Source organism: Streptomyces sp. C (assembly GCF_000158895.1).
GTDB classification, from domain to species: Bacteria; Actinomycetota; Actinomycetes; order Streptomycetales; family Streptomycetaceae; genus Streptomyces; species Streptomyces racemochromogenes.
Window position 1 is genome coordinate 4,188,329 of the sequence record NZ_GG657750.1, and the last position, 26,708, is coordinate 4,215,036.

At 71.5% G+C, this 26,708-nt stretch carries 25 protein-coding genes; 10 read left to right on the forward strand and 15 right to left on the reverse strand.

What is annotated here, in order from left to right; translation table 11 throughout:
- Positions 1 to 120: 120 nt before the first annotated feature.
- On the reverse strand, positions 121 to 363 hold the full coding sequence (locus SSNG_RS18780; RefSeq protein ID WP_007265447.1) for a hypothetical protein: 243 nt from the start codon (positions 361 to 363) through the stop codon (positions 121 to 123).
- A gap of 503 nt (positions 364 to 866) precedes the next feature.
- Here SSNG_RS18780 and SSNG_RS18785 point away from each other — a divergent pair.
- On the forward strand, positions 867 to 1,703 hold the full coding sequence (locus SSNG_RS18785; protein WP_007265449.1) for a hypothetical protein: 837 nt from the start codon (positions 867 to 869) through the stop codon (positions 1,701 to 1,703).
- A gap of 147 nt (positions 1,704 to 1,850) precedes the next feature.
- The gene (locus SSNG_RS42185) at positions 1,851 to 2,003 is read left to right on the forward strand and encodes a hypothetical protein (protein WP_165364948.1); all 153 of its coding nucleotides are present in this window, start codon (positions 1,851 to 1,853) and stop codon (positions 2,001 to 2,003) included.
- Positions 2,004 to 2,068: 65 nt separating this feature from the next.
- Here SSNG_RS42185 and SSNG_RS18790 read toward each other — a convergent pair whose 3' ends face one another.
- Positions 2,069 to 2,383 (reverse strand): metal-sensitive transcriptional regulator, encoded by a 315-nt coding sequence (locus SSNG_RS18790; RefSeq protein ID WP_042801353.1) that lies wholly within the window; start codon positions 2,381 to 2,383, stop codon positions 2,069 to 2,071.
- Positions 2,384 to 2,577: 194 nt separating this feature from the next.
- On the opposite strand from SSNG_RS18790, the gene SSNG_RS18795 reads away from it, so the two are divergent.
- A complete protein-coding gene (locus SSNG_RS18795) occupies positions 2,578 to 3,198 on the forward strand; it encodes a DUF47 family protein (RefSeq protein WP_007265452.1) in 621 nt (206 codons plus the stop codon).
- Between the two features lie 5 nt (positions 3,199 to 3,203).
- A complete protein-coding gene (locus tag SSNG_RS18800; protein ID WP_007265453.1) occupies positions 3,204 to 4,202 on the forward strand; it encodes an inorganic phosphate transporter in 999 nt (332 codons plus the stop codon).
- A gap of 115 nt (positions 4,203 to 4,317) precedes the next feature.
- On the opposite strand, the gene pstB is transcribed toward SSNG_RS18800, so the two are convergent.
- The 6 genes from pstB to SSNG_RS18830 form a co-directional block, all read right to left on the reverse strand.
- Complete coding sequence (pstB, locus tag SSNG_RS18805) at positions 4,318 to 5,094, reverse strand: phosphate ABC transporter ATP-binding protein PstB (protein WP_007265454.1); 777 nt, start codon at positions 5,092 to 5,094, stop codon at positions 4,318 to 4,320.
- A gap of 30 nt (positions 5,095 to 5,124) precedes the next feature.
- On the reverse strand, positions 5,125 to 6,207 hold the full coding sequence (gene pstA, locus SSNG_RS18810) for a phosphate ABC transporter permease PstA (RefSeq protein ID WP_007265455.1): 1,083 nt from the start codon (positions 6,205 to 6,207) through the stop codon (positions 5,125 to 5,127).
- Positions 6,207 to 7,196 (reverse strand): phosphate ABC transporter permease subunit PstC, encoded by a 990-nt coding sequence (gene pstC, locus SSNG_RS18815; RefSeq protein ID WP_007265456.1) that lies wholly within the window; start codon positions 7,194 to 7,196, stop codon positions 6,207 to 6,209. Before pstC ends, pstA begins: the two co-directional genes overlap by 1 nt.
- A 125-nt stretch (positions 7,197 to 7,321) precedes the next feature.
- Positions 7,322 to 8,461 carry a phosphate ABC transporter substrate-binding protein PstS gene (gene pstS / locus SSNG_RS18820; RefSeq protein ID WP_007265457.1) on the reverse strand — a complete coding sequence of 380 codons (1,140 nt, stop codon included), beginning with the start codon at positions 8,459 to 8,461 and terminating at the stop codon, positions 7,322 to 7,324.
- 532 nt (positions 8,462 to 8,993) lie between these two features.
- Positions 8,994 to 9,953, reverse strand: a complete 960-nt coding sequence (locus tag SSNG_RS18825; protein ID WP_007265458.1) for a CHAD domain-containing protein — start codon at positions 9,951 to 9,953, stop codon at positions 8,994 to 8,996.
- Positions 9,934 to 12,261 (reverse strand): RNA degradosome polyphosphate kinase, encoded by a 2,328-nt coding sequence (locus tag SSNG_RS18830; protein WP_007265459.1) that lies wholly within the window; start codon positions 12,259 to 12,261, stop codon positions 9,934 to 9,936. Before SSNG_RS18830 ends, SSNG_RS18825 begins: the two co-directional genes overlap by 20 nt.
- Before the next feature lie 326 nt (positions 12,262 to 12,587).
- On the opposite strand from SSNG_RS18830, the gene SSNG_RS18835 reads away from it, so the two are divergent.
- The 3 genes from SSNG_RS18835 to SSNG_RS18845 are packed head-to-tail and all read left to right on the forward strand — an operon-like array spanning position 12,588 to position 16,127.
- The gene (locus tag SSNG_RS18835) at positions 12,588 to 13,844 is read left to right on the forward strand and encodes a trypsin-like peptidase domain-containing protein (RefSeq protein ID WP_007265460.1); all 1,257 of its coding nucleotides are present in this window, start codon (positions 12,588 to 12,590) and stop codon (positions 13,842 to 13,844) included.
- A 52-nt stretch (positions 13,845 to 13,896) separates the two neighbouring features.
- The gene (locus SSNG_RS18840; protein ID WP_007265461.1) at positions 13,897 to 14,631 is read left to right on the forward strand and encodes a response regulator transcription factor; all 735 of its coding nucleotides are present in this window, start codon (positions 13,897 to 13,899) and stop codon (positions 14,629 to 14,631) included.
- Positions 14,628 to 16,127, forward strand: a complete 1,500-nt coding sequence (locus tag SSNG_RS18845) for a HAMP domain-containing sensor histidine kinase (RefSeq protein WP_007265462.1) — start codon at positions 14,628 to 14,630, stop codon at positions 16,125 to 16,127. Before SSNG_RS18840 ends, SSNG_RS18845 begins: the two co-directional genes overlap by 4 nt.
- On the opposite strand, the gene SSNG_RS18850 is transcribed toward SSNG_RS18845, so the two are convergent.
- Together SSNG_RS18850 and SSNG_RS18855 are read right to left on the reverse strand one after the other, a co-directional pair.
- Positions 16,107 to 17,102: a phosphatidylinositol-specific phospholipase C gene (locus SSNG_RS18850; RefSeq protein ID WP_241695082.1), complete on the reverse strand. Its 996-nt coding sequence runs from the start codon at positions 17,100 to 17,102 to the stop codon at positions 16,107 to 16,109. The genes SSNG_RS18845 and SSNG_RS18850 overlap by 21 nt on opposite strands.
- A 61-nt stretch (positions 17,103 to 17,163) precedes the next feature.
- Positions 17,164 to 17,751 carry a TetR/AcrR family transcriptional regulator gene (locus SSNG_RS18855; RefSeq protein WP_007265464.1) on the reverse strand — a complete coding sequence of 196 codons (588 nt, stop codon included), beginning with the start codon at positions 17,749 to 17,751 and terminating at the stop codon, positions 17,164 to 17,166.
- Positions 17,752 to 17,886: 135 nt separating this feature from the next.
- On the opposite strand from SSNG_RS18855, the gene SSNG_RS18860 reads away from it, so the two are divergent.
- Complete coding sequence (locus SSNG_RS18860) at positions 17,887 to 18,672, forward strand: alpha/beta hydrolase (protein ID WP_007265465.1); 786 nt, start codon at positions 17,887 to 17,889, stop codon at positions 18,670 to 18,672.
- A gap of 94 nt (positions 18,673 to 18,766) precedes the next feature.
- Here the strand turns inward: SSNG_RS18860 and SSNG_RS18865 are convergent, their stop codons facing one another.
- Positions 18,767 to 20,584, reverse strand: coding sequence for a bifunctional metallophosphatase/5'-nucleotidase (locus SSNG_RS18865; protein WP_050779665.1), 1,818 nt, complete (start codon positions 20,582 to 20,584; stop codon positions 18,767 to 18,769).
- Positions 20,585 to 20,723: 139 nt separating this feature from the next.
- Here SSNG_RS18865 and mshD point away from each other — a divergent pair, with 139 nt between their 5' ends.
- Positions 20,724 to 21,653 (forward strand): mycothiol synthase, encoded by a 930-nt coding sequence (gene mshD, locus SSNG_RS18870; protein WP_007265467.1) that lies wholly within the window; start codon positions 20,724 to 20,726, stop codon positions 21,651 to 21,653.
- Between the two features lie 567 nt (positions 21,654 to 22,220).
- Here the strand turns inward: mshD and SSNG_RS18875 are convergent.
- Entirely contained in the window at positions 22,221 to 22,475 is a 255-nt protein-coding gene (locus SSNG_RS18875) for a hypothetical protein (RefSeq protein WP_007265468.1), read from the reverse strand.
- Complete coding sequence (locus SSNG_RS42190; RefSeq protein WP_165365007.1) at positions 22,468 to 22,641, reverse strand: hypothetical protein; 174 nt, start codon at positions 22,639 to 22,641, stop codon at positions 22,468 to 22,470. The genes SSNG_RS18875 and SSNG_RS42190 overlap by 8 nt, the downstream gene beginning before the upstream one ends.
- Positions 22,642 to 22,796: 155 nt before the next feature.
- Here SSNG_RS42190 and SSNG_RS18880 point away from each other — a divergent pair, with 155 nt between their 5' ends.
- Positions 22,797 to 24,017: a helix-turn-helix domain-containing protein gene (locus SSNG_RS18880; RefSeq protein WP_007265469.1), complete on the forward strand. Its 1,221-nt coding sequence runs from the start codon at positions 22,797 to 22,799 to the stop codon at positions 24,015 to 24,017.
- Between the two features lie 730 nt (positions 24,018 to 24,747).
- Here the strand turns inward: SSNG_RS18880 and SSNG_RS18885 are convergent.
- Together SSNG_RS18885 and SSNG_RS18890 are read right to left on the reverse strand one after the other, a co-directional pair.
- Complete coding sequence (locus tag SSNG_RS18885) at positions 24,748 to 25,770, reverse strand: LacI family DNA-binding transcriptional regulator (protein ID WP_007265470.1); 1,023 nt, start codon at positions 25,768 to 25,770, stop codon at positions 24,748 to 24,750.
- Positions 25,771 to 25,794: 24 nt separating this feature from the next.
- On the reverse strand, positions 25,795 to 26,613 hold the full coding sequence (locus tag SSNG_RS18890) for a response regulator transcription factor (RefSeq protein ID WP_007265471.1): 819 nt from the start codon (positions 26,611 to 26,613) through the stop codon (positions 25,795 to 25,797).
- Positions 26,614 to 26,708: the final 95 nt, after the last annotated feature.

The window sequence follows — 26,708 nt, forward strand, 5'->3', positions numbered from 1 at the left end:
CCCCCTGGCCCGCACCGGCGCTCGCCTACGGGTTCCAGAGCGCCAGCAGGAGCGCCACCAGCAGGCACAGGCCCGCCGCGCCGAAGCACAGCCGCACCGCCGTCGGCCGGGAACGCGGGGTCACTGGTCGCCGCCCTCGCCCCGACGGCCCCGATGCTCCGTCTCCGTACCCTCTCGGCGGTAGCGGTAACGCAGCCACAGCCCGGTCGCCACGGCGGCCGCGGTCGTGACCCCGATGGCCAGCGCCACGTCGGCCGGCCCGTCCGCCGAGCCCACCGGGCGGGCCCAGGCCGCCGCGGCCGGGGTGAGCACGAGCAGCAGCGTCCAGCAGAGGGCGGCGAGGGAGCGTGCGGTACCTGGCATGGAACCAGCGCAACCGCTCCCGGGGCCCCCGGCCAGCCGGGACGTCCGAACGGAGGAGGGAGGGAAGGAAGGAGGGAGGGAGGGGGATTCCGCGCTATCCCGAGGTGTGTCTGCCGGCGTCCCTGCGGGCCAGGTCACGGGAGCGGCGGGCCGGCCCCGTCCAGCCGCAGCTGCACACGGCCAGGCAGAACGAGCCGCGTTCCGCGGTGCTGGTGGAGTGGCCGACGGGCGGCTGAGCCGGTTCCGCGTGGTCTCGCGGGTCGGGCACAGCGGTAAGCGGAGCGACCGGGGTCGCCTTGGTGTGCGGGTCCACCCCTCCACGGTACCCGGGCCCGGGCGCGCCCGGTACGACCCCCGGAACTCGGCGGCCCGTTACGGGAAACCCCGGACCTCGTTAACCGGAGCGGGTGGGGGCCTCGGGCAAACAGCGGTCACGCGTTGGGGGTTGGCAGGCGATGGTGGTGCACCAGCACAGGCGACGGAGAAGGCGTGCGGGTGAGGCGGTGCTCGCCGTCTGTGCGGCCGTGGCCGTGGCGGCGCTCAGCGCGTGCGGCGCGGCGAGCGGCACGGGCACCGACGGCGGCAGCGGCCCGGGCGGCGGCAGCGCGAAGGGCGCCCGCGACGACCGGCCGCCGGGCGACCCGGCCGCCGCGGTCCGCGGCGCCGCCGACGCGCTGACCGCCGCCGGGAGCGCGCAGACCCGTACCGCCATGGAGATGGCCACCGGCGGCACCCGGGTGACCATCCGGGGCGAGGGCGGGGTCGACTTCCGCAAGCGGATGGGCCAGCTGCTGGTGATGCTCCCCGCCGACGTGAAGGGGCAGCCCGAGCACCGGCCCATCACCGAGCTGCTCGTCCCCGGCGCGCTCTACATGAAGAACCGGGGAGCCGGAGTCCCCGACGACAAGTGGGTCCGCCTCGACACCGCCACCCTCTCCGACGGGAACCTCGTCACCGGCGGCGCCACCGACCCGGTGGCCGCGGCCGAGCTGCTGCGGGGCGCGCAGGAGGTCACGTACGTCGGCGAGACCGACCTGGCCGGCACCAAGGTGCGCCACTACCGGGGTACGACGGACATCGCGCGGGCCGCGCAGAGCGCCTCGCCGGGCGTCAAGGGAGCCCTGGAGGCAGCGGCGAAAGGGTTCAGCAAGGACAGCGTCCCCTTCGACGCCTACCTCGACGAGGAGGGTCGGCTGCGCAAGGTCCGGCACCGCTTCACCTACGTCAAGAATGGCGTGATCGATGTCTCCTCGACCACGCTGCTCTACGGGTTCGGGACTCCGGTGACCGTCGTATTGCCCCCAAGCGGGGACATTTACGCCGGGAAGATCGCCGAGTAGCCGTCCGGGCGGGCTCAAGCGGTGCCTCCGGGCCATGGCGCCGCTATCCGGAAATGGTCCATCCGTGTCATGCGCGGAACGGGGCCCGCTCCCTAGGCTGGGATGCCGAGCGCCGACGGGCGAGGACGGCAGAGAGGGGTGACACGCGTGACTCCCGCAGGCGGCATGTCGGTGCACGATCACGTGGCGCTCGCCGAGATCGAGCTGTGCGGTGAACTGATCATCGCGGCCTCGGCGGCGGCCGAGGACCGGCTGAGCCAGGACCGGATCGACGAAGTGCTGATGAGCGTCTGCCCATAGCCGCGGTGGCCTCCGGGGCTGCGCCCCCGGACGGTGTCCGGGGGGCCGGCGCGGGCGGGAGGCCGTCAGCTGCGCAGCAGGCGGGCGATGGCCTTCGTGGCCTCCTCCACCTTCGCGTCGATCTCCGTGCCGCCCTTGACGGCGGCGTCCGCGACGCAGTGGCGCAGGTGCTCCTCCAGCAGCTGGAGGGCGAAGGACTGGAGGGCCTTCGTACTGGCCGAGACCTGCGTGAGTATGTCGATGCAGTACACGTCCTCGTCGACGAGGCGCTGGAGGCCGCGGATCTGGCCCTCGATCCGGCGCAGTCGCTTGAGGTGCTCGTCCTTCTGGTGGTGGTAGCCGTGGACGGCTCCGGAGCCCTCCGCCTCGATGGTGGTCATCGGTCCTCCCGTGGTCCGGAAAGAGGGGGTTATACCCCTCATGGGTATAGGGTACTTCGCCCAGGCCGGGGGGACAGGGGTCCGTAACGCCCACTCTGCCTGATGGAGGACACTGGGGAACCGCCGGTTAGCCGTGGCCGGGGGATGCGCCTAGCATCAGCCTGACCGAATCCAATGCACCCCGAGGACCTCACGTGCGATTTCGTCTGACCCCCAGGGAGACGAGCTTCTACGACATGTTCGCCGCATCCGCGGACAACATCGTCACGGGCTCCAAGCTCCTGATGGAACTGCTCGGAGCGGATCCCTCCGCCCGGGCCGAGATCGCGGAGCGGATGCGGGCGGCGGAGCACGCGGGCGACGACGCCACGCACGCGATCTTCCACCAGCTGAACTCGTCCTTCATCACGCCGTTCGACCGCGAGGACATCTACAGCCTCGCCTCCTCGCTCGACGACATCATGGACTTCATGGAGGAAGCGGTCGACCTGGTCGTCCTCTACAACGTGGAGGAGCTGCCCAAGGGCGTCGAGCAGCAGATCGAGGTGCTGGCGCGGGCGGCCGAGCTGACCGCCGAGGCCATGCCGCACCTGCGGACGATGGAGAACCTCACCGAGTACTGGATCGAGGTCAACCGTCTCGAGAACCAGGCCGACCAGATCCACCGCAAGCTGCTCGCACAGCTCTTCAACGGCAAGTACGACGCCATCGAGGTGCTGAAGCTGAAGCAGATCGTCGACGTCCTCGAAGAGGCCGCCGACGCGTTCGAGCACGTCGCGAACACGGTGGAGACCATCGCCGTCAAGGAGTCCTGAACCTCGTGGACACCTTTGCGCTGGTCGTGACCATCGGTGTCGCGCTCGGCTTCACGTATACGAACGGCTTCCACGACTCGGCGAACGCCATCGCGACCTCCGTCTCGACGCGGGCCCTGACGCCGCGCGCGGCGCTGGCGATGGCCGCCGTGATGAACCTGGCCGGTGCCTTCCTCGGCAGCGGAGTGGCCAAGACGGTCAGTGAGGGCCTGATCGAGACGCCGCACGGCAACAAGGGCATGTGGATCCTGTTCGCGGCCCTGATCGGCGCGATCGTCTGGAACCTGATCACCTGGTACTTCGGTCTGCCCTCGTCCTCCTCGCACGCCCTGTTCGGCGGCATGGTGGGCGCGGCGCTGGCCGGGGGGACCGAGGTGATCTGGTCGGGCGTGGTCGAGAAGGTCGTCATCCCGATGTTCGTCTCGCCCGTCGTCGGCCTGGTGGTCGGCTACCTGGTGATGGTCGTCATCCTGTGGATGTTCCGGCGGGCCAACCCGCACAAGGCCAAGCGCGGCTTCCGTATCGCGCAGACGGTCTCGGCGGCGGGCATGGCGCTCGGCCACGGTCTCCAGGACGCGCAGAAGACGATGGGCATCGTGGTGATGGCCCTGGTCATCGCGGACGTGTCGGCGGCCGGCGACCCGATCCCGGTGTGGGTGAAGATCGCCTGTGCCGTGATGCTGTCGCTGGGTACGTACGCGGGCGGCTGGCGCATCATGCGTACGCTCGGCCGCAAGATCATCGAGCTGGACCCGCCGCAGGGCTTCGCGGCGGAGACCACCGGTGCCTCGATCATGTTCGGCTCGGCGTTCCTCTTCCACGCGCCGATCTCCACCACCCACGTGATCACCTCGGCGATCATGGGCGTGGGCGCGACCAAGCGGGTGAACGCGGTCCGCTGGGGCGTCGCGAAGAACATCATCCTCGGCTGGTTCATCACGATGCCGGCGGCTGCGCTGGTGGCGGCGGTCAGCTTCTGGATCGTGAACCTGGCGTTCGTCTGAGCGCGGATGTGAAAGCGGGCCGGCTCCCCCCACCCAGGGGGAGCCGGCCCTTTTCTTTCGCCCTGCGGTGGCACCGCCATGCAGCACCGCAGGACGTCCAGGCGGGGTTCGGTGCTTAGCCGAAGCGGCCCGAGATGTAGTCCTCGGTCGCCTGGACGGACGGGTTGGAGAAGATCCGGTCCGTGTCGTCGATCTCGATCAGCTTTCCGGGCTGGCCGACGGCGGCGAGGTTGAAGAAGGCGGTGCGGTCGGAGACGCGGGCCGCCTGCTGCATGTTGTGCGTCACGATGACGATCGTGAAGCGCTCCTTCAGCTCCCCGATCAGGTCCTCGATGGCGAGGGTGGAGATCGGGTCGAGGGCGGAGCAGGGCTCGTCCATCAGCAGGACCTGCGGCTCGACCGCGATGGCGCGGGCGATGCACAGGCGCTGCTGCTGGCCGCCGGAGAGGCCGGAGCCCGGCTTGTTCAGGCGGTCCTTGACCTCGTTCCAGAGGTTGGCGCCCTTGAGGGACCGCTCCACGACGTCCGTGAGCTCGGACTTCTTGTAGCTGCCGTTGAGGCGCAGGCCCGCCGCCACGTTGTCGAAGATCGACATGGTGGGGAAGGGGTTGGGGCGCTGGAAGACCATGCCGACCGTGCGGCGGACCGCGACCGGGTCCACGCCGGGGCCGTACAGGTTCTCGTCGTCCAGCAGCACCTTGCCCTCGACGCGGCCGCCGGGGGTGACCTCGTGCATGCGGTTCAGGGTGCGCAGGAAGGTGGACTTGCCGCAGCCGGAGGGGCCGATGAAGGCCGTCACGGAGCGGGGTTCCACGGTCATCGAGATGTCGTCGATGGCCTTGTGGGTGCCGTAGAAGGCGGAGAGGCCGCTGACGTCGATTCGCTTGGCCATGAGGGGTCACTTCGCTTTCATACAGTCGCGTCAGCGACCGGTCTTCGGGGCCTTCCAGCGGGCTATGCCGCGGGCCACCAGATTGAGGATCATGACGAAGGCGATCAGGACGAGCGCTGCGGCCCATGCCCGGTCGTAGGAGGCCTCACTGCCGACCTTGTACTGCTCCCAGATGTAGAGGGGGAGCGAGGACTGGGCGCCTTCGAAGGGGTTGCCGTTGATCAGCTGGGTACCGAAGACCAGCAGCATGATCGGGGCGGTCTCGCCGGCGATGCGGGCGATGGCCAGCATGACGCCGGTCGCGATGCCGCCGATGGCGGTGGGGAGAACGACCTTGAGGATCACGCGCCACTTCGGGACGCCGAGGGCGAGGGCGGCCTCGCGCAGCTCGTTCGGGACGAGCTTGAGCATCTCCTCGGTGGAGCGGACCACGACGGGCATCATCAGGATCGACAGGGCCATCGAGCCGGCGAAGCCGGAGGGGCCGAAGCCGAGCGCCAGGTTCCAGGTCGTGAGGATGAACAGGCCCGCGACGATGGAGGGGATGCCGGTCATGACGTCGACGAAGAAGGTCACGGCCTTGGCGAGGCGGCCCTTGCCGTACTCGACCAGGTAGACGGCGGTCAGCAGGCCGATGGGCGCGGCGATCAGGGTGGCCAGGGCGACCTGCTCGATGGTGCCGAGCAGCGCGTGGTAGACGCCGCCGCCCTGCTCGAAGCTGGTGACGCCGTTCATCGAGTGGCTGAGGAAGGCGCCGTCGAGGGCCTTGGCGCCGCGGCTGATGGTGGTCCAGATCAGCGAGAGCAGCGGGATGACCGCGAGGACGAAGCAGACCCACACGAGGGAGGTCGCGACGCGGTCCTTGGCCTGGCGGCGGTTCTCGACGACCGAGCTGGCAACGTACGTGACGGCGACGAACAACAGCGCCGAGATCAGGCCCCACTGGACCTTGCTGTGCAGGTCGGCGGCGACGCCGGTGCCGCAGCCGAGGGCGACCGAGAGGGCCGCGATGCCGGCCGGTGCCCAGCGGGGCAGGCCGCCGCGGGTCAGGCCGGCGGGGGAGGAGGACTTGCGGGCCGGAGCGGGCCGGTGGTCCTGGAGTGCGTGGCTCATCAGGCGTTCGCCCCCGAGAAGTCCTTGCGACGGGCGATGATCAGGCGGGCTGCGCCGTTGACCAGCAGGGTGAGCAGGAAGAGGACCAGGCCGGAGGCGATCAGCGCGTCACGGCCGAACTCGTTGGCCTCGTCGAACTTCGCGGCGATGTTCTGCGCGAAGGTGCCGCCACCGGGGTTCAGGACGTGCAGCGAGATCAGGAAGCTCGGGGAGAGGACGGTGGCCACGGCCATGGTCTCGCCGAGGGCGCGGCCGAGGCCGAGCATCGAGGCGGAGATGACGCCGGAGCGGCCGAAGGGCAGCACCGACATGCGGATGACCTCCCAGCGGGTCGCGCCGAGGGCCAGGGCGGCCTCCTCGTTCATGCGCGGGACCTGGAGGAAGACCTCGCGGCTGACGCTGGTCACGATGGGCAGGATCATGATCGCGAGCAGGATGCCGACGGTGAAGAGCGAGCGGGCGACGCCGACCTGGGTCTTGTCGAAGACGTAGGTCCAGCCGAGGTACTCGTCGAGCCAGAGGTTCAGCCCGTTCAGCTGCGGCACCAGGAAGAGGGCGCCCCAGATGCCGTAGATGATCGACGGCACGGCGGCCAGCAGGTCGACCACGTACGCGAGGGGCGCGGCCAGCTTGCGCGGCGCGTAGTGCGAGATGAACAGGGCGATGCCGACGGCGATCGGAACCGCGATGGCCATCGCGATGATCGAGCTGACGACGGTGCCGAAGAGCAGGACGGCGATGCCGAAGACGGGCGGGTTGGCCGACGCGTTCCAGTCGAAGGTGGTGAGGAAGTTGCCCTCGTTCTTCGACAGCGCGATCGAGGCGCGGTAGGTGAGGAAGACGGCGATCGACGCCATGATCGCCAGGAGCAGGACGCCGGAGCCCTTGGAGAGGCCGGCGAAGATCTTGTCACCGGCACGGCCGGTGGACCTCGCGCTCCTGGAGACCGGCGGAGCCGGTTCTATGCGGGTGGGTGTGGTGGAAGCCATGGTCTTTCCGGTCTGTGTGGGGGGCGGGCCCCCTGGCGGCGGTGCACCGGATTTCCCCCGGGTGGAGGGGGAGGGTCCCGGGCCCCGGGCCGATCAGCGGATCGGCCCGGGCCGGGCGGGTGTTGCTAGGCCAGCGACTTGATGACTTCGCGGACCTTGGTGTTGATCTCGGCCGGGATCGGCGCGTAGCCGTTCTCGGTGAGGACCTTCTGGCCCGCGTCCGAGGCGGTGTACTCGAGGAAGGACTTCACGGTGCCGAGGGTCTCGGCCTTGTTGCCCTTGTCGCAGACGACCTCGTAGGTGACCAGGACGATCGGGTACGCGCCCTCGGCCTTGGTGGTGTAGTCGAGCTTCAGGGCCAGGTCGGAGCCGGTGCCGGTGACCTTGGCGGCGGCGATGGCCTTGGAGGCGTTCTCCGGGGTGGCCTTGACCGGGGCGCCGGCGCCGGTGTTGACGTCGACGGTCTTGATGCTCTGCGAGGTGGCGTAGGAGAGCTCGAAGTAGCCGATCGCGCCGTCGACGGCCTTGACCTGGGAGGCGACACCGGCGGAGCCGGAGGCGGCCTGGCCACCGGGGGCCGGCCACTTCTTGGCGGCCTCGTAGGTCCAGGCGTCGGGGGCGGCGGCCTTGAGGTACTTGCCGAGGTTCTCGGTGGTGCCGGAGTCCTCGGAGCGGTGGAAGGCCTGGATGGCGGTGGAGGGAAGCGTGACGCCGGGGTTCAGCTTCTTGATCGCCTCGTCGTCCCACTTCTTGATCTTGTCGTTGAAGATGTTCGCGAGGGTCGCGGCGTCCAGGTTCAGCTTGTCCACGCCGGAGACGTTGAAGCCGATGGCGATCGGGCCGCCGACCATCGGCAGGTTGATGCCCTGGCCGCCGGTGCAGACCTTCTTCGAGTCCTCGACCTGCTCGGGCTTCAGCGCCGAGTCCGAGCCGGCGAAACCGACGGTGCCCTGGTTGAAGGCGACGATGCCCTCACCGGAGGAGGAGGACTTGTAGTTCACCTCGACGCCGGAGCAGGCGGCCATGTAGTTCTTCACCCACAGGTCCACCGCGTTCTTCTGCGCGGAGGAGCCGGAGGCGAGGAGCTTGCCCTTGGCGCCTTCGCACTTGATGTCGCCGGGCGCCGGGGCCGAGGCCTTGGTGGTGCCGTCGGCGCCGGTCTTCGTGTTGTCGTCCGAGCCGCACGCCGTGAGGACCAGGGCGCCGGACACGACGAGGGCCCCGAGGGCGGAGGCACGAAGCCGGTTCTTGCGCTGAAGCTTCACTTTCGGGTGTTCCTTCCGAGGAGCCGCCGGCCGGTCTCTGTTTCGGGGCGGCGTGCGAAGAGGACTACGGGCTGCTGTGGTGCGGCGCCGTGTAATCCCGTTCGGCTCGCACCGTGCGCTACCGAAATTAGGCAGAACAGGTGAAGCGGTCGACCGCGCTTGGTGAACGGGGGGTGAACCATGGCGGACGGCCCGGTGCGGATGGGGTGGTTTGTACCCGGGCGCAATCGGGCGTTATCCGGCCGTTATGCCGCTGTTACCCGCTCGGGGCCGTTGCCCTGGCCGGGCGGGGTGGCCGGATTTCGCCGGTGTCCGGGGCGCCGCCCGCCCCGTCCAGCGTCTCAGACCGGGGCGGGCGGCGCCGGGCGCGGGCTGCCGCTGCGCGGGGCCGGTCCCCTACCCGCCCTTCCACCGTTCCCCGGGGCTCCGCCCCGGACCCCGGTACCGGACGCTCCGCGCCCGGTGCGCTCAAACGCCGCGCGGGCTGGAATTCCGCTGCGCGAAATGGCAGCGGCCCCGGGCAGTGGGGCGGCTACGGGACCGCGGGGGCCGGGTGCCAGATGTGGTGGAACGAGCGGCGGGCCGCCTCCACCGCGTGGCGCTGGTCGGCATGGAGCACGCCCAGCGCGTACGCCGTCGCCGGCGCGATCCGCGGGGTGCGGGCGGCCGCCGCCGAGGCGGTGGCGGCCTCCGAGGCGTCCCGGTGGAGGTCCAGTGCCTCTCCCGCCGCCGAGAGCCGGGCCACGTCCCCGCCCAGCACCTCCCGCGCGTACCGGTGCACCCGCAGCAGCCGGCGCACCTCGTGCCAGGATGCGTCCTCGTGTGCCGCGTACGGGGTGCCCTGCGCGGCGGGGAGCGCGGAGACGGCCCCCGCGAGCCGGGTGGCGGTCACCTCCGCCAGCGGTTCCAGCACGTCCGCGACCCGGCCCCGCGCCGCCACCGCGTCCAGCGGCACCTCCGAGGCCAGCACCGCCACCGCGTCCGCGACCGCGTGGAAGCGGGAGGACCCGAGGGCCTGGAGGGTGGCCGAGTGCGCCCGCGTGCGCGCCAGCGTGAGCTGCCGCTCCAGCAGGGCGCCGGCCCGCGCCGAGCCCACCGTGAGGGCGCCCGGCGCGCCCGCCGCGCCCCGCGGGGCCGGCAGGTCGGGGGACCCCGACAGCCGCTGCAGGGCCTCCATCAGCCGGGACAGCCGGGCGGCGTAGGCGTGTTCGTCGGCCAGCGTGGACGACAGCCAGACCAGCTCCGTGCGCAGCGAGTCCGCCCAGCGCGTCTCGGTGACCGCCCGGAACGTGCTCAGCGATCCGGCGATCCGGCGCGCCGCGCCCCGCAGCCCGTACGCCGCCTCGCTGCTCTCCGCCGCGTCGGCGGCGGAGCCGCCCGCCGCGCCGGCTTCGTGCAGGCGCAGCGCGCGCAGGAAAGCGGTGGCCTGGGACCGCAGGTAGACGCCGAGCACGTCACCTGCGGTCAGGTCGTCATGGTTTGGCAGAGCCACGCCGGCGCCTCCGGGCGTCTATGAGCATCTCCTGTACGTGCCGCAGCGGCTGGCCTTCGGCGTCGGTGCTGTGCCGGGTCCATTCGCCGTCCGGGCCCAGGTGCCAGGAGGAGGTGGCGTCGGACATGCCGGTCTCCAGCATCCGGTCCAGGGCCGCGCGGTGGGCCGGGTCGGTGACCCTGACCAGTGCCTCGATGCGGCGGTCGAGGTTGCGGTGCATCATGTCGGCGCTGCCGATCCACACCTCGGGCTCGCCGCCGTTGCCGAAGGCGAAGACCCGGGAGTGCTCCAGGAAGCGGCCGAGGATCGAGCGGACCCGGATGTTCTCCGACAGGCCGGGGACGCCGGGGCGCACGGCGCAGATGCCGCGCACCCAGATGTCGATGGGCACGCCCGCCCGGGAGGCCCGGTAGAGGGAGTCGATGAGGGCTTCGTCGACGATCGAGTTCATCTTCAGCCGGACCGACGCCGGGCGGCCGGACCGGTGGTGGTCGGCCTCCTTGTCGATGCGTGAGATCAGCCCGTCGCGCAGGGACTTGGGGGCGGTCAGCAGCCGGCGGTAGGTCTCGCGGCGGGAGTACCCGGACAGCCGGTTGAAGAGGTCGGACAGGTCCGCGCCGACCTGGGGGTCGGCGGTGAGCAGGCCGAGGTCCTCGTAGAGGCGGGCGGTCTTGGGGTGGTAGTTGCCCGTGCCGACGTGGCTGTAGCGGCGCAGGGTGTCGCCCTCCTGGCGGACGACGAGGGAGAGCTTGCAGTGCGTCTTGAGGCCGACGAGGCCGTAGACGACGTGGCAGCCGGACTCCTCCAGCTTGCGTGCCCACTTGATGTTGGCCTGCTCGTCGAAACGGGCCTTGATCTCGACGAGTACGAGGACCTGCTTGCCGGACTCGGCGGCGTCGATCAGTGCGTCGACGATGGGGGAGTCGCCGGAGGTGCGGTACAGGGTCTGCTTGATCGCGAGGACGTCCGGGTCCGCGGCGGCCTGTTCCAGGAAGGCCTGTACGGAGGTGGAGAAGCTGTCGTACGGGTGGTGCAGCAGCACGTCGCGCTCGCGCAGCGCGGCGAAGATGTCGGGCGCGGACGCGGACTCCACCTCGGCGAGGTCCCGGTGGGTGCCGGCGACGAACTTCGGGTACTTCAGCTCGGGCCGGTCCAGGGAGGCGATCCCGAAGAGGGCGGTCAGGTCGAGCGGGCCGGGCAGCGGGTACACCTCGGCGGCGCTGACGTTCAGCTCCTGTACGAGGAGGTCCAGGACGCCGGGGTCGATGGACTCCTCGACCTCCAGGCGGACGGGCGGCCCGAAGCGGCGCCGCATGAGCTCCTTCTCCAGGGCCTGGAGGAGGTTCTCGGCGTCGTCCTCTTCCACTTCGAGGTCTTCGTTGCGGGTCACGCGGAACATGTGGTGCGCGAGCACCTCCATGCCGGGGAACAGCTCCTCCAGGTGCGCGGCGATGACGTCCTCCAGGGGGACGTAGCGCTGCGGGGAGGCCTCCAGGAACCGGGAGAGGATCGGCGGCACCTTGACGCGGGCGAAGTGGCGGTGGCCGCTGACGGGGTTGCGTACGACGACGGCCAGGTTGAGGGAGAGGCCGGAGATGTACGGGAACGGGTGCGCGGGGTCCACGGCCAGCGGGGTGAGCACCGGGAAGATCTGGTTGCGGAACAGGGTGAAGAGCCGCGCCTGCTCCTTCTCGGTGAGGTCGGGCCACCGGATGAGGTGGACGCCCTCCTCGGCGAGCTGGGGGGCGATGTCGTGCTGGAAGCACGCGGCGTGGCGGGCCATGAGCTCGCGCGAGCGGGTCCAGATCAGGTCCAGCACCTCACGGGGCTGGAGGCCTGAGGCCGAACGGGTGGCGACGCCGGTCGCGATGCGGCGCTTGAGGCCGGCGACGCGGACCATGAAGAACTCGTCGAGGTTGCTCGCGAAGATCGCCAGGAAGTTGGCGCGCTCCAGCAGCGGGGTCGCGGGGTCCTCGGCGAGTTCGAGCACCCGCTCGTTGAAGGCCAGCCAGCTGCGCTCCCGGTCGAGGAACCGGTTCGCGGGGAGCTCGCCGGTGTCGTCCTTGTCCTCGTAGGCGTCCAGGTCGGCGTCGAGGTCGGGATCGAGGTCGACGTGGCCGGTCACGCGGGCGGCGTGGGGCCGGTGGGCGGCTATGGAGCCGAGGCGGGGCTTGGCGCCGCTGTCGCCGCCGGCCTCTTTGCCGGTGCCGGTGCCGGTGGCGTTTCCGGTCGCGTTTCCGGTTGCGGGAGCGTGAGACGAGTGCTGTGCGGGGACCTCGGTGGGGCCTGCGCTGGGCTGGTGGCTCATGACTCCATTCTTCCGCGCACGCGGCAGGACAGGCGCGTCGGAAGGGTCTGCCGTGAGGCGGAGTCGGGGCTGCATGACGTGAGGCTCGCAAGCACGTCTGAATGCCCGGTTAATGGCGTATGGCTTCTAGGGTCGGGGGCGGCGACCGCTGACCGGCGGCCGTCCGCCCGGGCCGTGAGCGGATGCTCCCCGCTGGTTTGAACGTGTTCGGAACATCGCGCGGCCGGGTGCGGTGCACCGGTCCTTATTTCGGGCATACGCGGTTCTGTCGGGCTTCTCAGCCGGGATTCAGAAAGCTTTCATGATCCGTGGGCAGAGTCGGAGACATGACCGAGAGCTTCCGCCGCGAAGGCGAGTACCCCCAGGAGAACGGCCCGGCCCGGAACGCGCCCTTCGGGGACGACTGGCAGCGGGGGCGCGAGCGGCTGGCGCGGGACGCCGGGGCCGCCGGCTATCCGCCGCCGCCCCCGTACCCGCCAGCGGCGGCCGCCCCCGCTCCGGGGTGGCACGAGGCGCACCAGCCGCCCGTCATCCAGGGCGAGACCGTCCCGGCGGACGGCGGCAGCGGCAGCGGCAGGGGTGGCGGGTGGGACGCCTGGGGCTCCGCGGCCGCCGCCGGCCCGGCCGGCCCCGCGCACGCGGCCCGCGCCAAGCGGCCCGTCGCGCTGCTCGCCGCCGTCGCCCTCGCGGCGGCCGTGGTCGGCGGCGGAACGGCCGTCGCCGTGCAGCAGTTCCTCGGCCAGGCCGGCGCCGTCGTCGGCGGCGTGAACGGCACCAACGTCTCGCAGTCCAGCAACGGCACCGTCTCCGGCGTCTCCGAGCAGGTCAGCCCGTCCGTCGTCCGCATCGACACCCGCACCGGCTCCGGCCAGGGCACCGGCTCCGGCATCGTGCTCACCGCCGACGGCGAGATCGCCACCAACAACCACGTCGTCAACGGCGCCTCCGAGATCCAGGTGACGACGAGCGACGGCAAGAAGTACCCCGCCAAGATCGTCGGGACCGACCCCGGCAAGGACCTCGCCCTCATCAAGCTCCAGGGCGCCAGTGGACTCAAGCCCGCCAAGCTCGGCGACTCCGACCGGCTCAAGGTCGGCGACCAGGTCGTCGCCATCGGCTCCCCCGACCGCCTCACCGGCACCGTCACCAGCGGGATCGTCTCGGCGCTGAACCGCGAGGTGAACGTGCCGAAGTCCGAGGACGGCCGGCAGCAGAGCCCGCAGCGGCAGCGCGGCGGCGGCTGGCCGTTCTCCTACGACGGGCAGCAGTTCAACGGCGACACCGGCTCCAGCACCACCTCGTACAAGGCCGTCCAGACCGACGCCTCCCTCAACCCCGGCAACTCCGGCGGCGCCCTCGTGAACATGAACGGCGAGATCGTGGGCATGCCCTCCGCGATCTACTCGCCCTCCAGCGACGGCGCCGGTGCCGGCAGCGTCGGCCTCGGCTTCGCCATCCCGGTCAACACGATCAAGGCCGACCTCGACTCCCTCCGCAAGGGCGGCAGCGGCGGCGGCGGGAGCAGCCAGAACAACGGCTCCGACGGCAGCGGCAGCGGCAACGGCTTCGGCATCTCCTTCTGACACCCTGGGACGTGCCCCGCGCACCGACCACCACCCCTGGGGGACCCCGACCATGAATCCCGCCGAAGGCGACCCGCAGCGCATCCTCGTCGTCGACGACGAGCCGGCCGTGCGCGAGGCCCTGCGCCGCAGCCTCGCCTTCGAGGGGTACGAGGTGCGGACCGCCGTCGACGGGCTCGACGCCCTCGACCAGGCGGCCGCGTACGCCCCCGACCTGATCGTCCTCGACATCCAGATGCCCCGGATGGACGGCCTGACGGCCGCCCGCCGGCTGCGCGCCTCCGGCAGCGTCACCCCGGTGCTGATGCTGACCGCCCGCGACACCGTCGGCGACCGCGTCACCGGCCTCGACGCGGGCGCCGACGACTACCTCGTCAAGCCGTTCGAACTGGACGAGCTCTTCGCCCGCGTGCGCGCCCTGCTGCGCCGCAGCTCCTACGCCGCCCCCGCCGCCGGCCCGGAACCGGCCGGGGACGCCCTCGCCTTCGGCGACCTGCGCATGGACCTCGCCACCCGCGAGGTCACCCGGGGCGGCCGGCCGGTGGAACTGACCCGTACGGAGTTCACGCTGCTGGAGATGTTCCTGGCCCACCCGCGCCAGGTGCTGACCCGCGAGCAGATCCTCAAGACCGTGTGGGGCTTCGACTTCGAGCCCAGCTCCAACTCCCTGGACGTGTACGTGATGTACCTGCGCCGCAAGACCGAGGCGGCCGGCGAGCCGCGCCTCGTGCACACCGTGCGCGGGGTCGGGTACGTCCTGCGCGCCGGCGAGGGCGGACCCGAATGACGGGTCCCGCCGACCGGTTCCGCGCGCTGCCGCTGCGCTCCCGGCTGGCACTGCTCGTCACCGTCGCGGTCGCCGTCGCCGTCGCGGCGGTGGCCGGGGCGTCCTGGGTGATGGTGCGGGCGCAGCTGAACGACCAGCTCAACCAGTCCCTGATGGCCACCGACCCCAGCGAGCAGGTGCTCCGCACCCTGCGCGAGGGCTGCACGCTGCGCCCACCGCCGAACCAGATGGACATCGCCGGCGACCTGAACGCGACCGTGCAGATCGTCACCGCCGAGGGCGGCCGCTGCTGGGTGAGCGGACGGACCGACCTGCCCGCCACGCAGACCGACAAGGACGTCGCGGCGGCCCGCAGCAGCGCCCGGCTGCACGACGCCACCACCGCCGACGGCGACAGGATGCGCGTCTACACGATCGGCCGGCGCCTCACCACCGGCGGGCCGACCTTCGGGATCTCCATCGCCAAGCCCCTCGCCGACATCGACAAGCCCCTGTCCACCCTGGCCTGGGTGCTGCTCCTGGTCTCCGGCATAGGGGTCGTCGGCGCGGGCGCGGCCGGCCTGTGGGTGGCCCGGACGGGGCTGCGGCCCGTGGACGAGCTCACCGGTGTCGTCGAGCACGTCGCCCGCACCGAGGACCTGACCGTGCGCATCCCGGACGAGGGCGACGACGAGATCGCCCGCCTGTCGCGGTCCTTCAACGCGATGACCGCCGCGCTCGCCTCCTCCCAGGAACGCCAGGCCCAGCTGATCGCGGACGCCGGACACGAGCTGCGTACGCCGCTCACCTCGCTGCGCACCAACATCGAGCTGCTCGCGCGCAGCGAGGAGACCGGCCGGGCCATCCCGCCCGAGGACCGCCGGGAGCTGCTCGCCTCGGTCAAGGCGCAGATGACGGAACTCGCCGCGCTGATCGGGGACCTCCAGGAGCTGTCCCGCCCGGACGCGGCCCCGCACGCCCCGCTCGGGGTGGTGGCCCTGCACGACATCGCCGCCTCGGCGCTGTCCCGGGCCCGGCTGCGCGGACCCGAGCTGCGGTTCGGCTCCGCCCTGCAGCCCTGGTACGTACGGGGCGAGGCGGCGGCGCTGGAACGGGCGGTGGTCAACCTGCTGGACAACGCCGTCAAGTTCAGCCCGCCGGGCGCTGCCGTCGAGGTCTCGCTGCGCGCGGGCGAGCTGACCGTACGCGACCACGGGCCGGGCATCCCGCCCGAGGACCTCCCGCACGTCTTCGAGCGGTTCTGGCGCTCCGAGACCGCCCGCGCCCTGCCCGGCAGCGGGCTGGGCCTGTCCATCGTGGCCCGTACGGCGGCCCGCTCGGGCGGCAGCGCCGAGCTGCGCGCCGCCGCGGACGGCGCGGGCGGCACGGAGGCGGTGCTGCGCATCCCGGGCGCGCCGTCGCCGCCGCCGTCGGAGCAGCCGTCGCCGGGGCAGCCGTCGCCGGGGCCGCCGGGGCCACCGGGGCCGCCGTGGCCGTCAGTTGTGCCGGAGCAGTGAGGCGACCAGGCCGGAGCGGGTGTTCGGGAAGTCCATCGGGACGATGCCGAGGCCGGTGCGGCCGGTGAGTTCGGAGCCGTCGACGAAGCCGTGGACCTGCGGGTTCAGCCGGTCGGAGTTCCAGCGCGGGGGCATGTACGCGGCGGTGCTGACGTAGTTGACGAAGAGCCGGCCGGGCTCCCGGACGGCCTTGCGGAAGTGGTCCTCGATGCGGACGCGCTTGGCGAAGGGCTCGGTGTTGTAGTCGTCCTGGATGTCGAAGACGCCGCCGTCGCCGTAGCGCAGGCCCGGCAGGCCGGCGTTGTCGGCGAGGAGGACGACCCTGCCGCGGGCCTGCCCGAGGGTGGGGAGGGTGTCGGCGATCCGGAAGAGGGGGCGCCAGCCGCGGTGGTCGAGGTAGTCGTCGAAGACCGCGCGGAAGGCGGTGTCGGAGTCGGTGGAGTACTCCTGCTTGACGCGCATCAGGACCGTCTCGGAGGGGTGCGCGGCGAGGAAGTCCCGGCAGGCGGCGAGGACGTCGCCGAACATCAGGTCCTGGAAGAACGCGCCGTGGTGGATGGCGAACGAGCCGCCCGTGACCCGGCAGCGGACGTCGAGGAAGCGGATGCCCGAGTCGAGCTGCTGGGCGATGGAGGTGTTCTGGCAGGCGACGTAGAGGCCGCCCTTGGTGGCGCCGGAGTCGTGGGTGCCGGGGATGGTCATCCGCTGGAGGGCGGTGGAGTCGGCGAGGCCGGCCATCCAGTCCTGGGTGCCGAGGGCCTTGGCGGCGGGGGCCGGGGCCGCTGAGGCCGGTGCCGCCGCGCCGAGTCCGAGGAGAGCGCCCGTTCCGACGGCCGCGGCGCCGGCGAGGAAGGCCCGCCGGTCCGGTGCCGTGCGTGTGCCCGTGGCCGCGCGTGCTCCCGGACGCCTACGCGTACGCGTACCCGTGCCTGCATCCGTGCCCGTGCCCGTGCCCGTGCCTCTGCCCATGTCCATGCCCCGCCCCTTCGCCGACCCGTCGATGGGACCGGATTATGGCGTGCGGGACCGGTGTTTGCTACCCGTCGGTAGGTGCGGGCTCTTCCAGCAACTCGACCATCCTGCGCAGCCCTTGGGTGAGCTCGGCCCCCGTCGGCGCCTGCCCGGGGTCGGTCAGGGCCTGCACCATCACCCCGCTCAGCAGTGCGAGGTGCACCGACCCGAGGGCCCGTACGTCCTCGTCGGTCACCGCCTCCTCGGACACCCCGGCCAGGTGCGCGGCCACCATCCGCCGGGAGCGGCGCTGCCCCTCGGCCAGGATCGCCAGCAGCTCGGGCGAGGACTGGGCGTGGACGAAGGCCTCGATGTTGGCGATCCACAGCCAGCGCATGTCGAGGAAGTCGCGGATCTTGCGGTCCCAGGTGTCGCCGTACCGCTCCGCCGGGGTGTCGCCCTGGCCGGTGAGCCGGCCGGAGCCGGCGGCCCAGTCGTCCATGGCGGCGAACAGTGCCTGGTTGAGCAGCGCCTCGCGGGACCCGAAGTGGTAGCCGATCGCGGCCATGCTCACCTGGGCCGCCGTGGCGATGTCGCGCACGGTCGTGCGCGAGTAGCCCTTCTCCTCAAGGCAGCGGCGCGCGCCGGCCAGCAGGTCCTCGCGATTTCCCATGGTCCGGATGGTATCCGCGCCCCTCCCGCCCAGGGTTGGGCACGCGCCCAAGACGAGCGTATTGCGCGCCTGCCCAAACGCTGGCAGAGTGAGGCCCGCAACCACCACGGGCAACGGAAACGGGGACAACGAACCATGCGCGACACGCTGGACATCGACGGCCGCACCCTCTCGTACCTGGACTTCGGCGGCACCGGCCGACCGCTCCTCGCCCTCCACGGCGGAATGTCCGAAGCCGCCGCCTTCACCGGCCTCGCCGCCGCCCTGGGCGACCAATGGCGGGTCATCGCCCCCGACCAGCGCGGCCACGGCGACTCCGACCGCGCCCCGCACTACCGCCGCGAGGGGTACGTCGCCGACGCCGTCGCCCTCCTCGACCACCTCGGGCTCAGCGAGCCCGTCACCGTCCTCGGCTACTCCCTCGGCGGTCTCAACGCCTACCACCTGGCCGCCGCCCACCCCGACCGGGTCGGCGCCCTGATCGGCGTCGACGCCACCGTCGCCGTCGACATCCCCGCCGGCCCGCAGTGGTTCGACTTCCTCGGCGCCCTGCCCTACTCCGCGCCCACCCGCGAGGAACTCCTCGGCGCCGTCGACCCGGCCGCCCTGCCCTTCGTCGCCGACGGCGTACGCCCGCTCGCCGCCGGCGGCGGCTGGCGGCTCGCGTTCCACGGGCAGGACATGCTCGACTCCATCCGTGCCTGCGCGGGCGACCACTGGGACACCTGGACGGCGAGCCCCTGCCCGGCCCTGCTCGTCCACGGCCGCCAGAGCCAGGCGCTGACCCAGGACGTCGCCGACGCCATGGTCAGCCGGCGCCCGGGCACCTCGTACACGGCCCTGGAGGGCGACCACTTCGTCCCCTTCACCGACCCGGAGGGCTTCCACGCGGCCGTCGGGAAGTTCCTGGCGACCCTCTGACACCCCGCACCGCCAAAGCCCGAGGGGGCGGCGGGCCGATACCGGCCCACCGCCCCCTCGGGACGTGCGTACTGCTCGTACTGCTCGTGTCCTGCTACTTGACGACCTTGATGCGGTCCGCCGCCGGCGGGGCGATCGGGGTCGCCGCCGTCGACTTCGCCAGGTAGGCGTTGAAGGCGTCCAGGTCCGACGCGCCCACCAGCTTGTTCTTGTGCTCCTTCAGGACGGTGAAGCCGTCACCGCCGCCCGCGAGGAACTCGTTCATCACGACCCGGTAGGTCTTGGCGGGGTCGATTGCCGCGCCGTTCAGCTTCACCGAGTCCACGACGATCCGGTCCGCGCCCGTCTTCGTCATGTCCAGGGTGTACGTGAAGCCCTTCGAGACCTGGAGGATCTTCGGGTTCGGGCCGTTGACCGTACCGCTGACCTGCTGCTGGAGCGCGGTGATCAGCTGCGCGCCAGTCAGGTCCACGACGTTCATCAGGTTGTTGAACGGCTGCACCGTGTACGACTCGCCGTACGTCACGACACCGTCGCCCTCCTCACCCGCGGCCTTGTAGGCCAGGTCGGCACGGATGCCGCCCGGGTTCATGATGGCCAGCTGCGCGCCGCCCTTGTCCGCCGGAGCCGTGGCCTCCAGCTGCGCGTCCGCGATCAGGTCGCCGAGCGGCTTCTCCGGCGACTCCGAACCGCGGCCCGGGATGTCGGCCGAGATGTAGCCCATCGGACGGTTCGCCACCGGAGCGGCCAGCGCCTTCCAGCGGGTGATCAGCTCGGACATGTCCGCGGCCTTCGGCTGCTCACGGCCGACGATCTTGTTCACCGGCTTCGGCGACAGGACCGGCGTCCGGACGATGTCCTTCGTCGCCCGGTCGTACGTGAGGGTGGTGTCCGTGAACAGCCGGCCGTAGGAGGCGGCCGAGGTCACCGTACGGGGGTTGCCCGCCGGGTCCGGGATGTTGCAGCTGTACGCCTGGTGCGTGTGGCCCGTCACCAGCGCGTCGACCTTCGGGTCGACGTTCTTGGCGATGTCCACGATCGCACCCGAGATGCCCGCGCCGGCGCCCGGCACGTCGCAGTCGTAGTTGTACGCGCCGCTCGCGGGCAGACCGCCCTCGTGGATCAGCGCCACGATCGACTTCACGCCCTGCTTGTTCAGCTCGGCCGCGTACTTGTTGATCGTCTCGACCTCGTCGCCGAACTTCAGGCCCTTGACGCCCTCGGCGGTGACGACGTCCGGCGTGCCCTCCAGGGTGACGCCGATGAAGCCGATCTTCACGTCCCCCTTCTTCCAGACGAAGGTGGGCGACATCAGCGGACGCTTGGTCTTCTCGTCCGTCACGTTCGCGGCGAGGTACTGGAACTGCGCCCCGGTGAAGGTCTTGCCGTACTCGAAGCAGCCTTCGGTCGGGTGACAACCGCCGTACGCCATCCGGCGCAGCTCGGTCCTGCCCTCGTCGAACTCGTGGTTGCCGACGCTCGACACGTCGAGGTTCAGCTTGTTGAGCGCCTCGACGGTGGGCTCGTCGTGGAAGAGACCGGACAGCATCGGGCTGCCGCCGATCATGTCACCGGCTGCGGCCGTGACGGAGTACGGGTGGCCCTTGCGGGCCTCGCGCAGGCTGGTGGCGAGGTACTCGACGCCACCTGCGGGTATGGCCTTGGTGGTGCCGTCTGCCTGACGTTCGCTCACGGTGCCGGACGAGCCCTGCGGGGGCTCCAGCGTGCCGTGGAAGTCGTTGAACGAGAGCATCTGTACGTCGACGGTGCGCGCCTTGGGAGGCGTACCGCCACCACTCGCGGCACCGGCCGGCAGTGCGGCGGCGACCATCGCGCCGGCGCCCGCCGTGAGGGCGAGAGCGCCGATGGTCAACCGGCGGGCCGTACGGGGCCGTTGTGGCTTCGCTGACATTTATTCCCCTTTGTGGACAGCGAGACAACATTTTGGGAGGTGCCCGCAGCCTATGGTCAACGCGCGTAGCACGACAGGGGGTAGCGGGTTGCGAGCTGGTTACGCGCGGCCGTCGGGCGGCGCGCCGTAGGCTCGGAGCATGACTGACGCAGCAGCGGCCCTGGAGCCGGGACGGCAGATTGAGATCCTCGACGAGCTGACGGAGGAGCAGGCCGACTCCGTACTGGACCTGATCGGAGAGGCGGCCCGCACCGACGGCACCACCGCCGTCTCCGAACAGGGCCGCCTCCAGCTGCGCGGCGGACCGCGCGAGGGGATCCGGCACTTCCTCCTCACCGACGGCGGGCGGCTGTGCGGGTACGGGCAGCTGGAGGACACCGACCCGGTGGAGGCCCCGGCCGCCGAACTCGTCATCCACCCCGCCCTGCGCGGACGCGGCTACGGCCGGGCCCTGGGCACCGCCCTGCTGCACGCCTCCGGCAAGCGGATCCGGGTGTGGGCCCACGGCGGCAAGTCCGCCGCACGGCACCTGGCCCAGGTGCTCGGGCTGACCCTCTTCCGCGAACTCCGACAGCTGCGCCGCCCCCTGGGCCCCGACGCCGCCCCGCTGCCCGACCCGGTCCTCCCGGCCGGCGTGACCGTCCGCACCTTCGTGCCCGGCCAGGACGACACCGCCTGGCTCGCCGCCAACGCCGCCGCCTTCGCCCACCACCCGGAGCAGGGCGCGCTCACGCAGCGGGACCTGAACGACCGGATCGCGCAGCCGTGGTTCGACGCCAAGGGCTTCTTCCTCGCGGAGCGGGACGGCGAACTGGTCGGCTTCCACTGGACGAAGGTCCACGCCGAGGAGCAGCTGGGCGAGGTCTACGTGGTCGGCGTCCGCCCGGGCGCCCAGGGCGGCGGCCTGGGCAAGGCCCTCACCGCCATCGGCCTCCGCCACCTGGCGGAGTCCGGCCTGCCGACGGCGATGCTGTACGTCGACGCGGACAACCCGGCGGCCCTGGCGGTGTACGAGGGCCTGGGCTTCGCGACGCACGAGATCGACCTGATGTACCGGACGGAGAGCTGAGCCCTGGGGCCGATCCGGTTCGGGCCCGCTATCTCCCCCTCGACCCCGTGGGGTCGAGCGGTGTTTGCCCACCCGCCCCCTTGTCTGCGGGCCGGTGGCCGGGGGAGCGGGATCCCCTCGGGCGGTCTCAGAGCGGATTGGGGGCTTCCCGTCAGTCCCATCGTCCTTCCGTGTCGTGCCGGCCTGTAAAGGGCGCTCCTTCGTCGCGTCGCTACGCGATCGCCTTCGGCGACCCTTGACAGACCGACCCGCCCCGGAAAGCCGAAAGACTGCCGGGAAACCCCCAAAGAAACGGCACGGTCCAACGTTGGAGGAGCGGCTCCCTCAGCGATGAGACGGCGGAGCCGGGCGTCGGCCGGCCGAGCATCCGGGCCCTCAGCAGCCGAGATCCCGAGCCGAGGCCCGGCTACCCGCACGAGAGGGCGAACAGAGCCCCCTGGGAATCCGACGGGCGCGACAGATCGCTACGCGCTCCTCATTTCTCAGCGTCCGACGACCGCCCGTGGCTGATACCTGCACGAGAGGACGAACAGAGCAGCCCAGGAATCCGACAGGCGCGACAGATCGCTACGCGCTCCTCTCGGCTCGGCGGCCGGCGGCCGTCTGGGGCTGATCGTCTACGGGTTCGATGTTGGTGGCGGCAGTGGTGAACTCACGGCCGGAGGCATCTCGGATGTAGGCGAGTTCCGTCCAGTGCTCGGTGAGGGTGTCGGAGACGTTCTCGTTGATCACAGCCATCAGTTCGCCTTCGACGCCGGAGGCAATGTCGCGGACGCGGCGGCGCAGGAGCCGGTGGGGCACGTATTCGTACTGCTCACTCACCCGACACCTCTGAGAAGCTGTTCAGGAAACGCATCCAGCCGCTGTGGGCCCGGTCCAGCAGATCGGCGCTGGGCTCGATCAGGAAGGGTGCCTTCCCCGAGGGGCCGTCAGGACCGTCGGTACTGGGTACGTCGCGCGTGCAGCTGTGTTTGATGCGGCTGGTCACGGGTTACTCCCTGCCCTCGTCAATGAGTGGTGGAGCGGAACTCTTCGCAGCGCTCCCATTCGAACCCGGCGGCCGCCCAGGCGTGACCCACCATGTCGGGTGGCGCCCAGGCCGAACCACTGCCGCGTCCTATAGGACCGCCCTATATTTCCCGCATGGAGCCCGAGTTGGATGTGTGGATGCACCCCGAATTACGGGCGGCCGCAGCCGCTGAGGACTGGGCTGCCCTGTTGGGGACGTGGCGGAAGCTGACGCGGAGCAGCCAGAGCCAGCTCGGTGCCCTCGTGGGCTTGGCCCAACCCGATGTGTCCGCCATCGAGAACCGTCGGCGCGCGGTGACCTCGGCCGAGGTGCGGCAGCGCATCATCGACGGGCTCGACGTGCCCCTGGAACTGCTCGGTGCCCGGTACGAGGACCTGCCGCTTCCCTCGCTTGTGCTGCCCGGAGTGGTGTCGGAGGCCGACGGCGAACGCTTGGGCGCGGTGAGACAGGGCGGGATGCGACTGGATGCCGCTTCTGTCGACGCGATGGACGCCTTGTTGGCCGCGCATCGGCGGGCCGAGGACACGGTGGGGTCGCGCACCGTTGCGCCGCTGGTTCTGGCGCAGTTCAGGGAAGTGGCCGGGCTGTACGGACAGGCTCGCGGGGCTCTGGCCGACCGGGTGGTGAGGTTGCTGGCCGAGTACGCCCAGTTCCTGGCGTGGATGGCGCAGGACCAGGACAAAGCCCCCGTGGCACTCGGGTGGTTCGACCGGTCCTACGACTGGGCATTGGAGGCCGGCTACGGCGACCTGGCGGCCACCACCCTGAGCATGAAGGCGCACCTGGCGTGGTCGGGAGGCAGTGGCCGCCGGTGTGTGCGGCTGGGTGAGGCTGCTGCTTCTCTTCCGGGGGCGAGCGAGGCCACTCGGGCCATGGCGGTGCAGATGGCGGGGCGGGGATACGCGCTGGAGGGTGAGCGCGACGAGGCGTACTCCCGACTGGACGAGGCGCAGCGGATCATCGCCGGTGCCGTCGACGCGCCTCCGTGGCTCTACTTCTACGGTGAGCCATGGTTCGCGGCCCAGCGCGGCATGGCAGACCTGCACCTGAAGGACTGGGACGGTGCGGTCGGGAACCTGACCTCGGGGCTGGCCGGCTTCGCCCCGTCATTCCGCCGGGACCGGGCCTGGTACGGATCCTGCCTCGCCCACGCATACGCGGGCGCCGGAGAGGCCGAGGCCGCCCTGACCGAGGCCCTGGGCGTGATCCACGACGCCTCGGAGGTCGGCCGCCCGCACGCGTGGGCCGAGCTGCACAAGGTGGGCGCCATCCTGCTGCGCAGAGGGGCCCGGGAAGGCCGAACGTTGGTGGGTATGCTCGCCCAGCTCGACTGACCTCGTCCTCTGGTGCGGCTATCAGCCCAAGGCGGTCGCCGGCCGCCGGGCCGAGAGGAGCGCGTAGCGATCTTGTCGCGCGAGTCGGCTTCCCGCAGCGCTGTGATCAACCTCTGGGGCGCGTACCAGCCCCAGACGGCCGCCGGCCGCCGAGATCCGAGGAGCGCGTAGCGATCTGGCGCGCCTCTCTGCTCCCTGGGCCGCTCATTTCGCCCTCGGGTGCAGGTATCAGCCACGGGCGGTCGTCGGACGCTGAGAAATGAGGAGCGCGTAGCGATCTGTCGCGCCCGTCGGATTCCCAGGGGGCTCTGGTCAACCTCTCGTGCGGGTAGCCGGGCCTCGGCTCGGGATCTCGGCTGCTGAGGGCCCGGATGCCCGGCCGGCCGACGCCCGGCTCCGCCGTCTCATCGCTGAGGGAGCCGCTCCTCCAACGTTGGACCGTGCCGTTTCTTTGGGGGTTTCCCGGCAGTCTTTCGGCTTTCCGGGGCGGGTCGGTCTGTCAAGGGTCGCCGAAGGCGATCGCGTAGCGACGCGACGAAGGAGCGCCCTTGACGGACCGGCCCGAACCGGAAGGACGATGGGACTGACGGGAAGCCCCCAACCTTCTCTGAGACCGTCCGAGGGGATCCCGCCCCCCACCCCACCGGCCCGCAGACATGGGGGCGGGTGGGCAAACACCGCCCCACCCCACGGGGTCGAGGGGGAGATAGCGGGCCCGCGCCCCCGCCCCCTACCGGCAGCCGCAGCTGCGGCGGATCACCAGGGCCGACGGGAACTGCTTCAGGCGTTCGCGGCGGGAGCCGGCCACGCGGAGGGCGTCGTCCAGGACGAGGTCCACCGCCGCGCGGGCCATCGCCGGGCGGTCCGAGGCGATCGTCGTCAGCGGCGGGTCCGTCAGGGCCGCCTCCTTGACGTCGTCGAAGCCGGCCACCGCCAGCTGCTCGGGGACGTCGATGCGCAGCTCGCGCGCGGCGCGGAGCACGCCGATGGCCTGGTCGTCCGTCGCGCAGAAGATCGCCGTCGGCCGGTCCGGGCGGGCCAGGACCTCCAGGGCGACCCGGTACGCGTCGTAGCGGTTGTAGGGGGCCTCGATGAGCCGGCCCTCGACGGACCGTCCGGCCTCCAGCATGGCCCGGCGCCAGCCCTCGACGTGGTCGGCGACCGGGTCGCCGACCGACGGGGTGTTCTCGATGCCGCCGATGCAGGCGACGTACTCGTGTCCGTGTTCCAGCAGGTGCCGCGTCGCGAGCTGCGCGCCGCCGATGTCGTCCGTGACGACCGCGACGTCGTCGATGGCCTCCGGACGCTCGTGCAGCAGCACCACCCGCGCGTCCCACGCGTCGATCTCCGAGGCGGCGCGCTCGCTCATGCCCTGGCTGACGAGGATCAGCCCCGACACCCGCATCCCGAGGAAGGCGCGCAGGTAGTGGACCTCGCGCTCGTCCCGGTAGTCGGAGTTGCCGACCAGGACCATTTTCCCGCGTTCGGCGGCGGCCTGTTCGACCGCGTGCGCCATCTCCGCGAAGAACGGCTGGCGGGCGTCGGGGACGATCATGCCTATGAGGTCGGTGCGGCGTGACGCCATGGCCTGGGCCACGCGGTCGGGCCGGTACCCCAGCTCCTTGATCGCGGCGAGTACACGCTCGCGCGTGGCCGGGGCGACCGGCCGGGGTCCGTTGTTGATGACGTAGCTCACGACGGCGGTAGAAGTACCCGCAAGTCGCGCTACGTCATCCCGCGTCACCTTGGCCACGCGCGGAAGTCTACGCGGGGTGACCTACCTCTGGGCAGGGTGTTTGGCCGACTGGATGGTCACAGGAGCTTCCTCCGAACGGGCTACGGGTCCGCTCGTGCGGTCCGCGGCCTGCGCCGCGGTCTTTCCCGGGGCCTGCTTGGCGGCGGCTTCGGCGGCCGCGCGCTCCACCTTCTCCGGGGTGACGAAGCGGTAGCCGACGTTGCGCACGGTGCCGATCAGGGACTCGTGCTCGGGGCCGAGCTTGGCCCGCAGCCGCCGTACGTGGACGTCGACCGTCCGGGTGCCGCCGAAGTAGTCGTAGCCCCAGACCTCCTGGAGGAGCTGGGCGCGGGTGAAGACCCGGCCGGGGTGCTGGGCGAGGTACTTCAGCAGCTCGAACTCCTTGAAGGTGAGGTCGAGGACCCGGCCCTTCAGCTTGGCGCTGTACGTCGCCTCGTCGACCGACAGGTCGCCGTTGCGGATCTCCATGGGGGAGTCGTCCGAGCCCAGCTGCTGGCGGCCGGTGGCCAGCCGCAGCCGTGCCTCGACCTCGGCGGGGCCGGCGGTGTCGAGGAGCACGTCGTCGATGCCCCAGTCGGCGGTGACGGCGGCGAGGCCGCCTTCCGTCACGACGAGGATCAGGGGGCAACCGGGTCCGGTGGACCGCAGCAGCTGGCACAGCGACCGCACCTGCGGCAGGTCGCGGCGGCCGTCGACGAGGATCACGTCGGCGCCGGGGGTGTCCACCAGGGCCGGTCCCTCGGCGGGGGCCACCCGGACGTTGTGCAGCAGCAGGCCGAGTGCGGGCAGCACCTCGGTCGACGGCTGAAGGGCATTGGTCAACAGGAGGAGAGAGCTCATGCCCGGCCACCTGCCCGGTTCGGGCGGCCGTGCTCCTGTTTGCTTCGCTGGTCCATCACGTCGGTTCCTCCTCGGTCCCGTCGAGGACGTGCGCT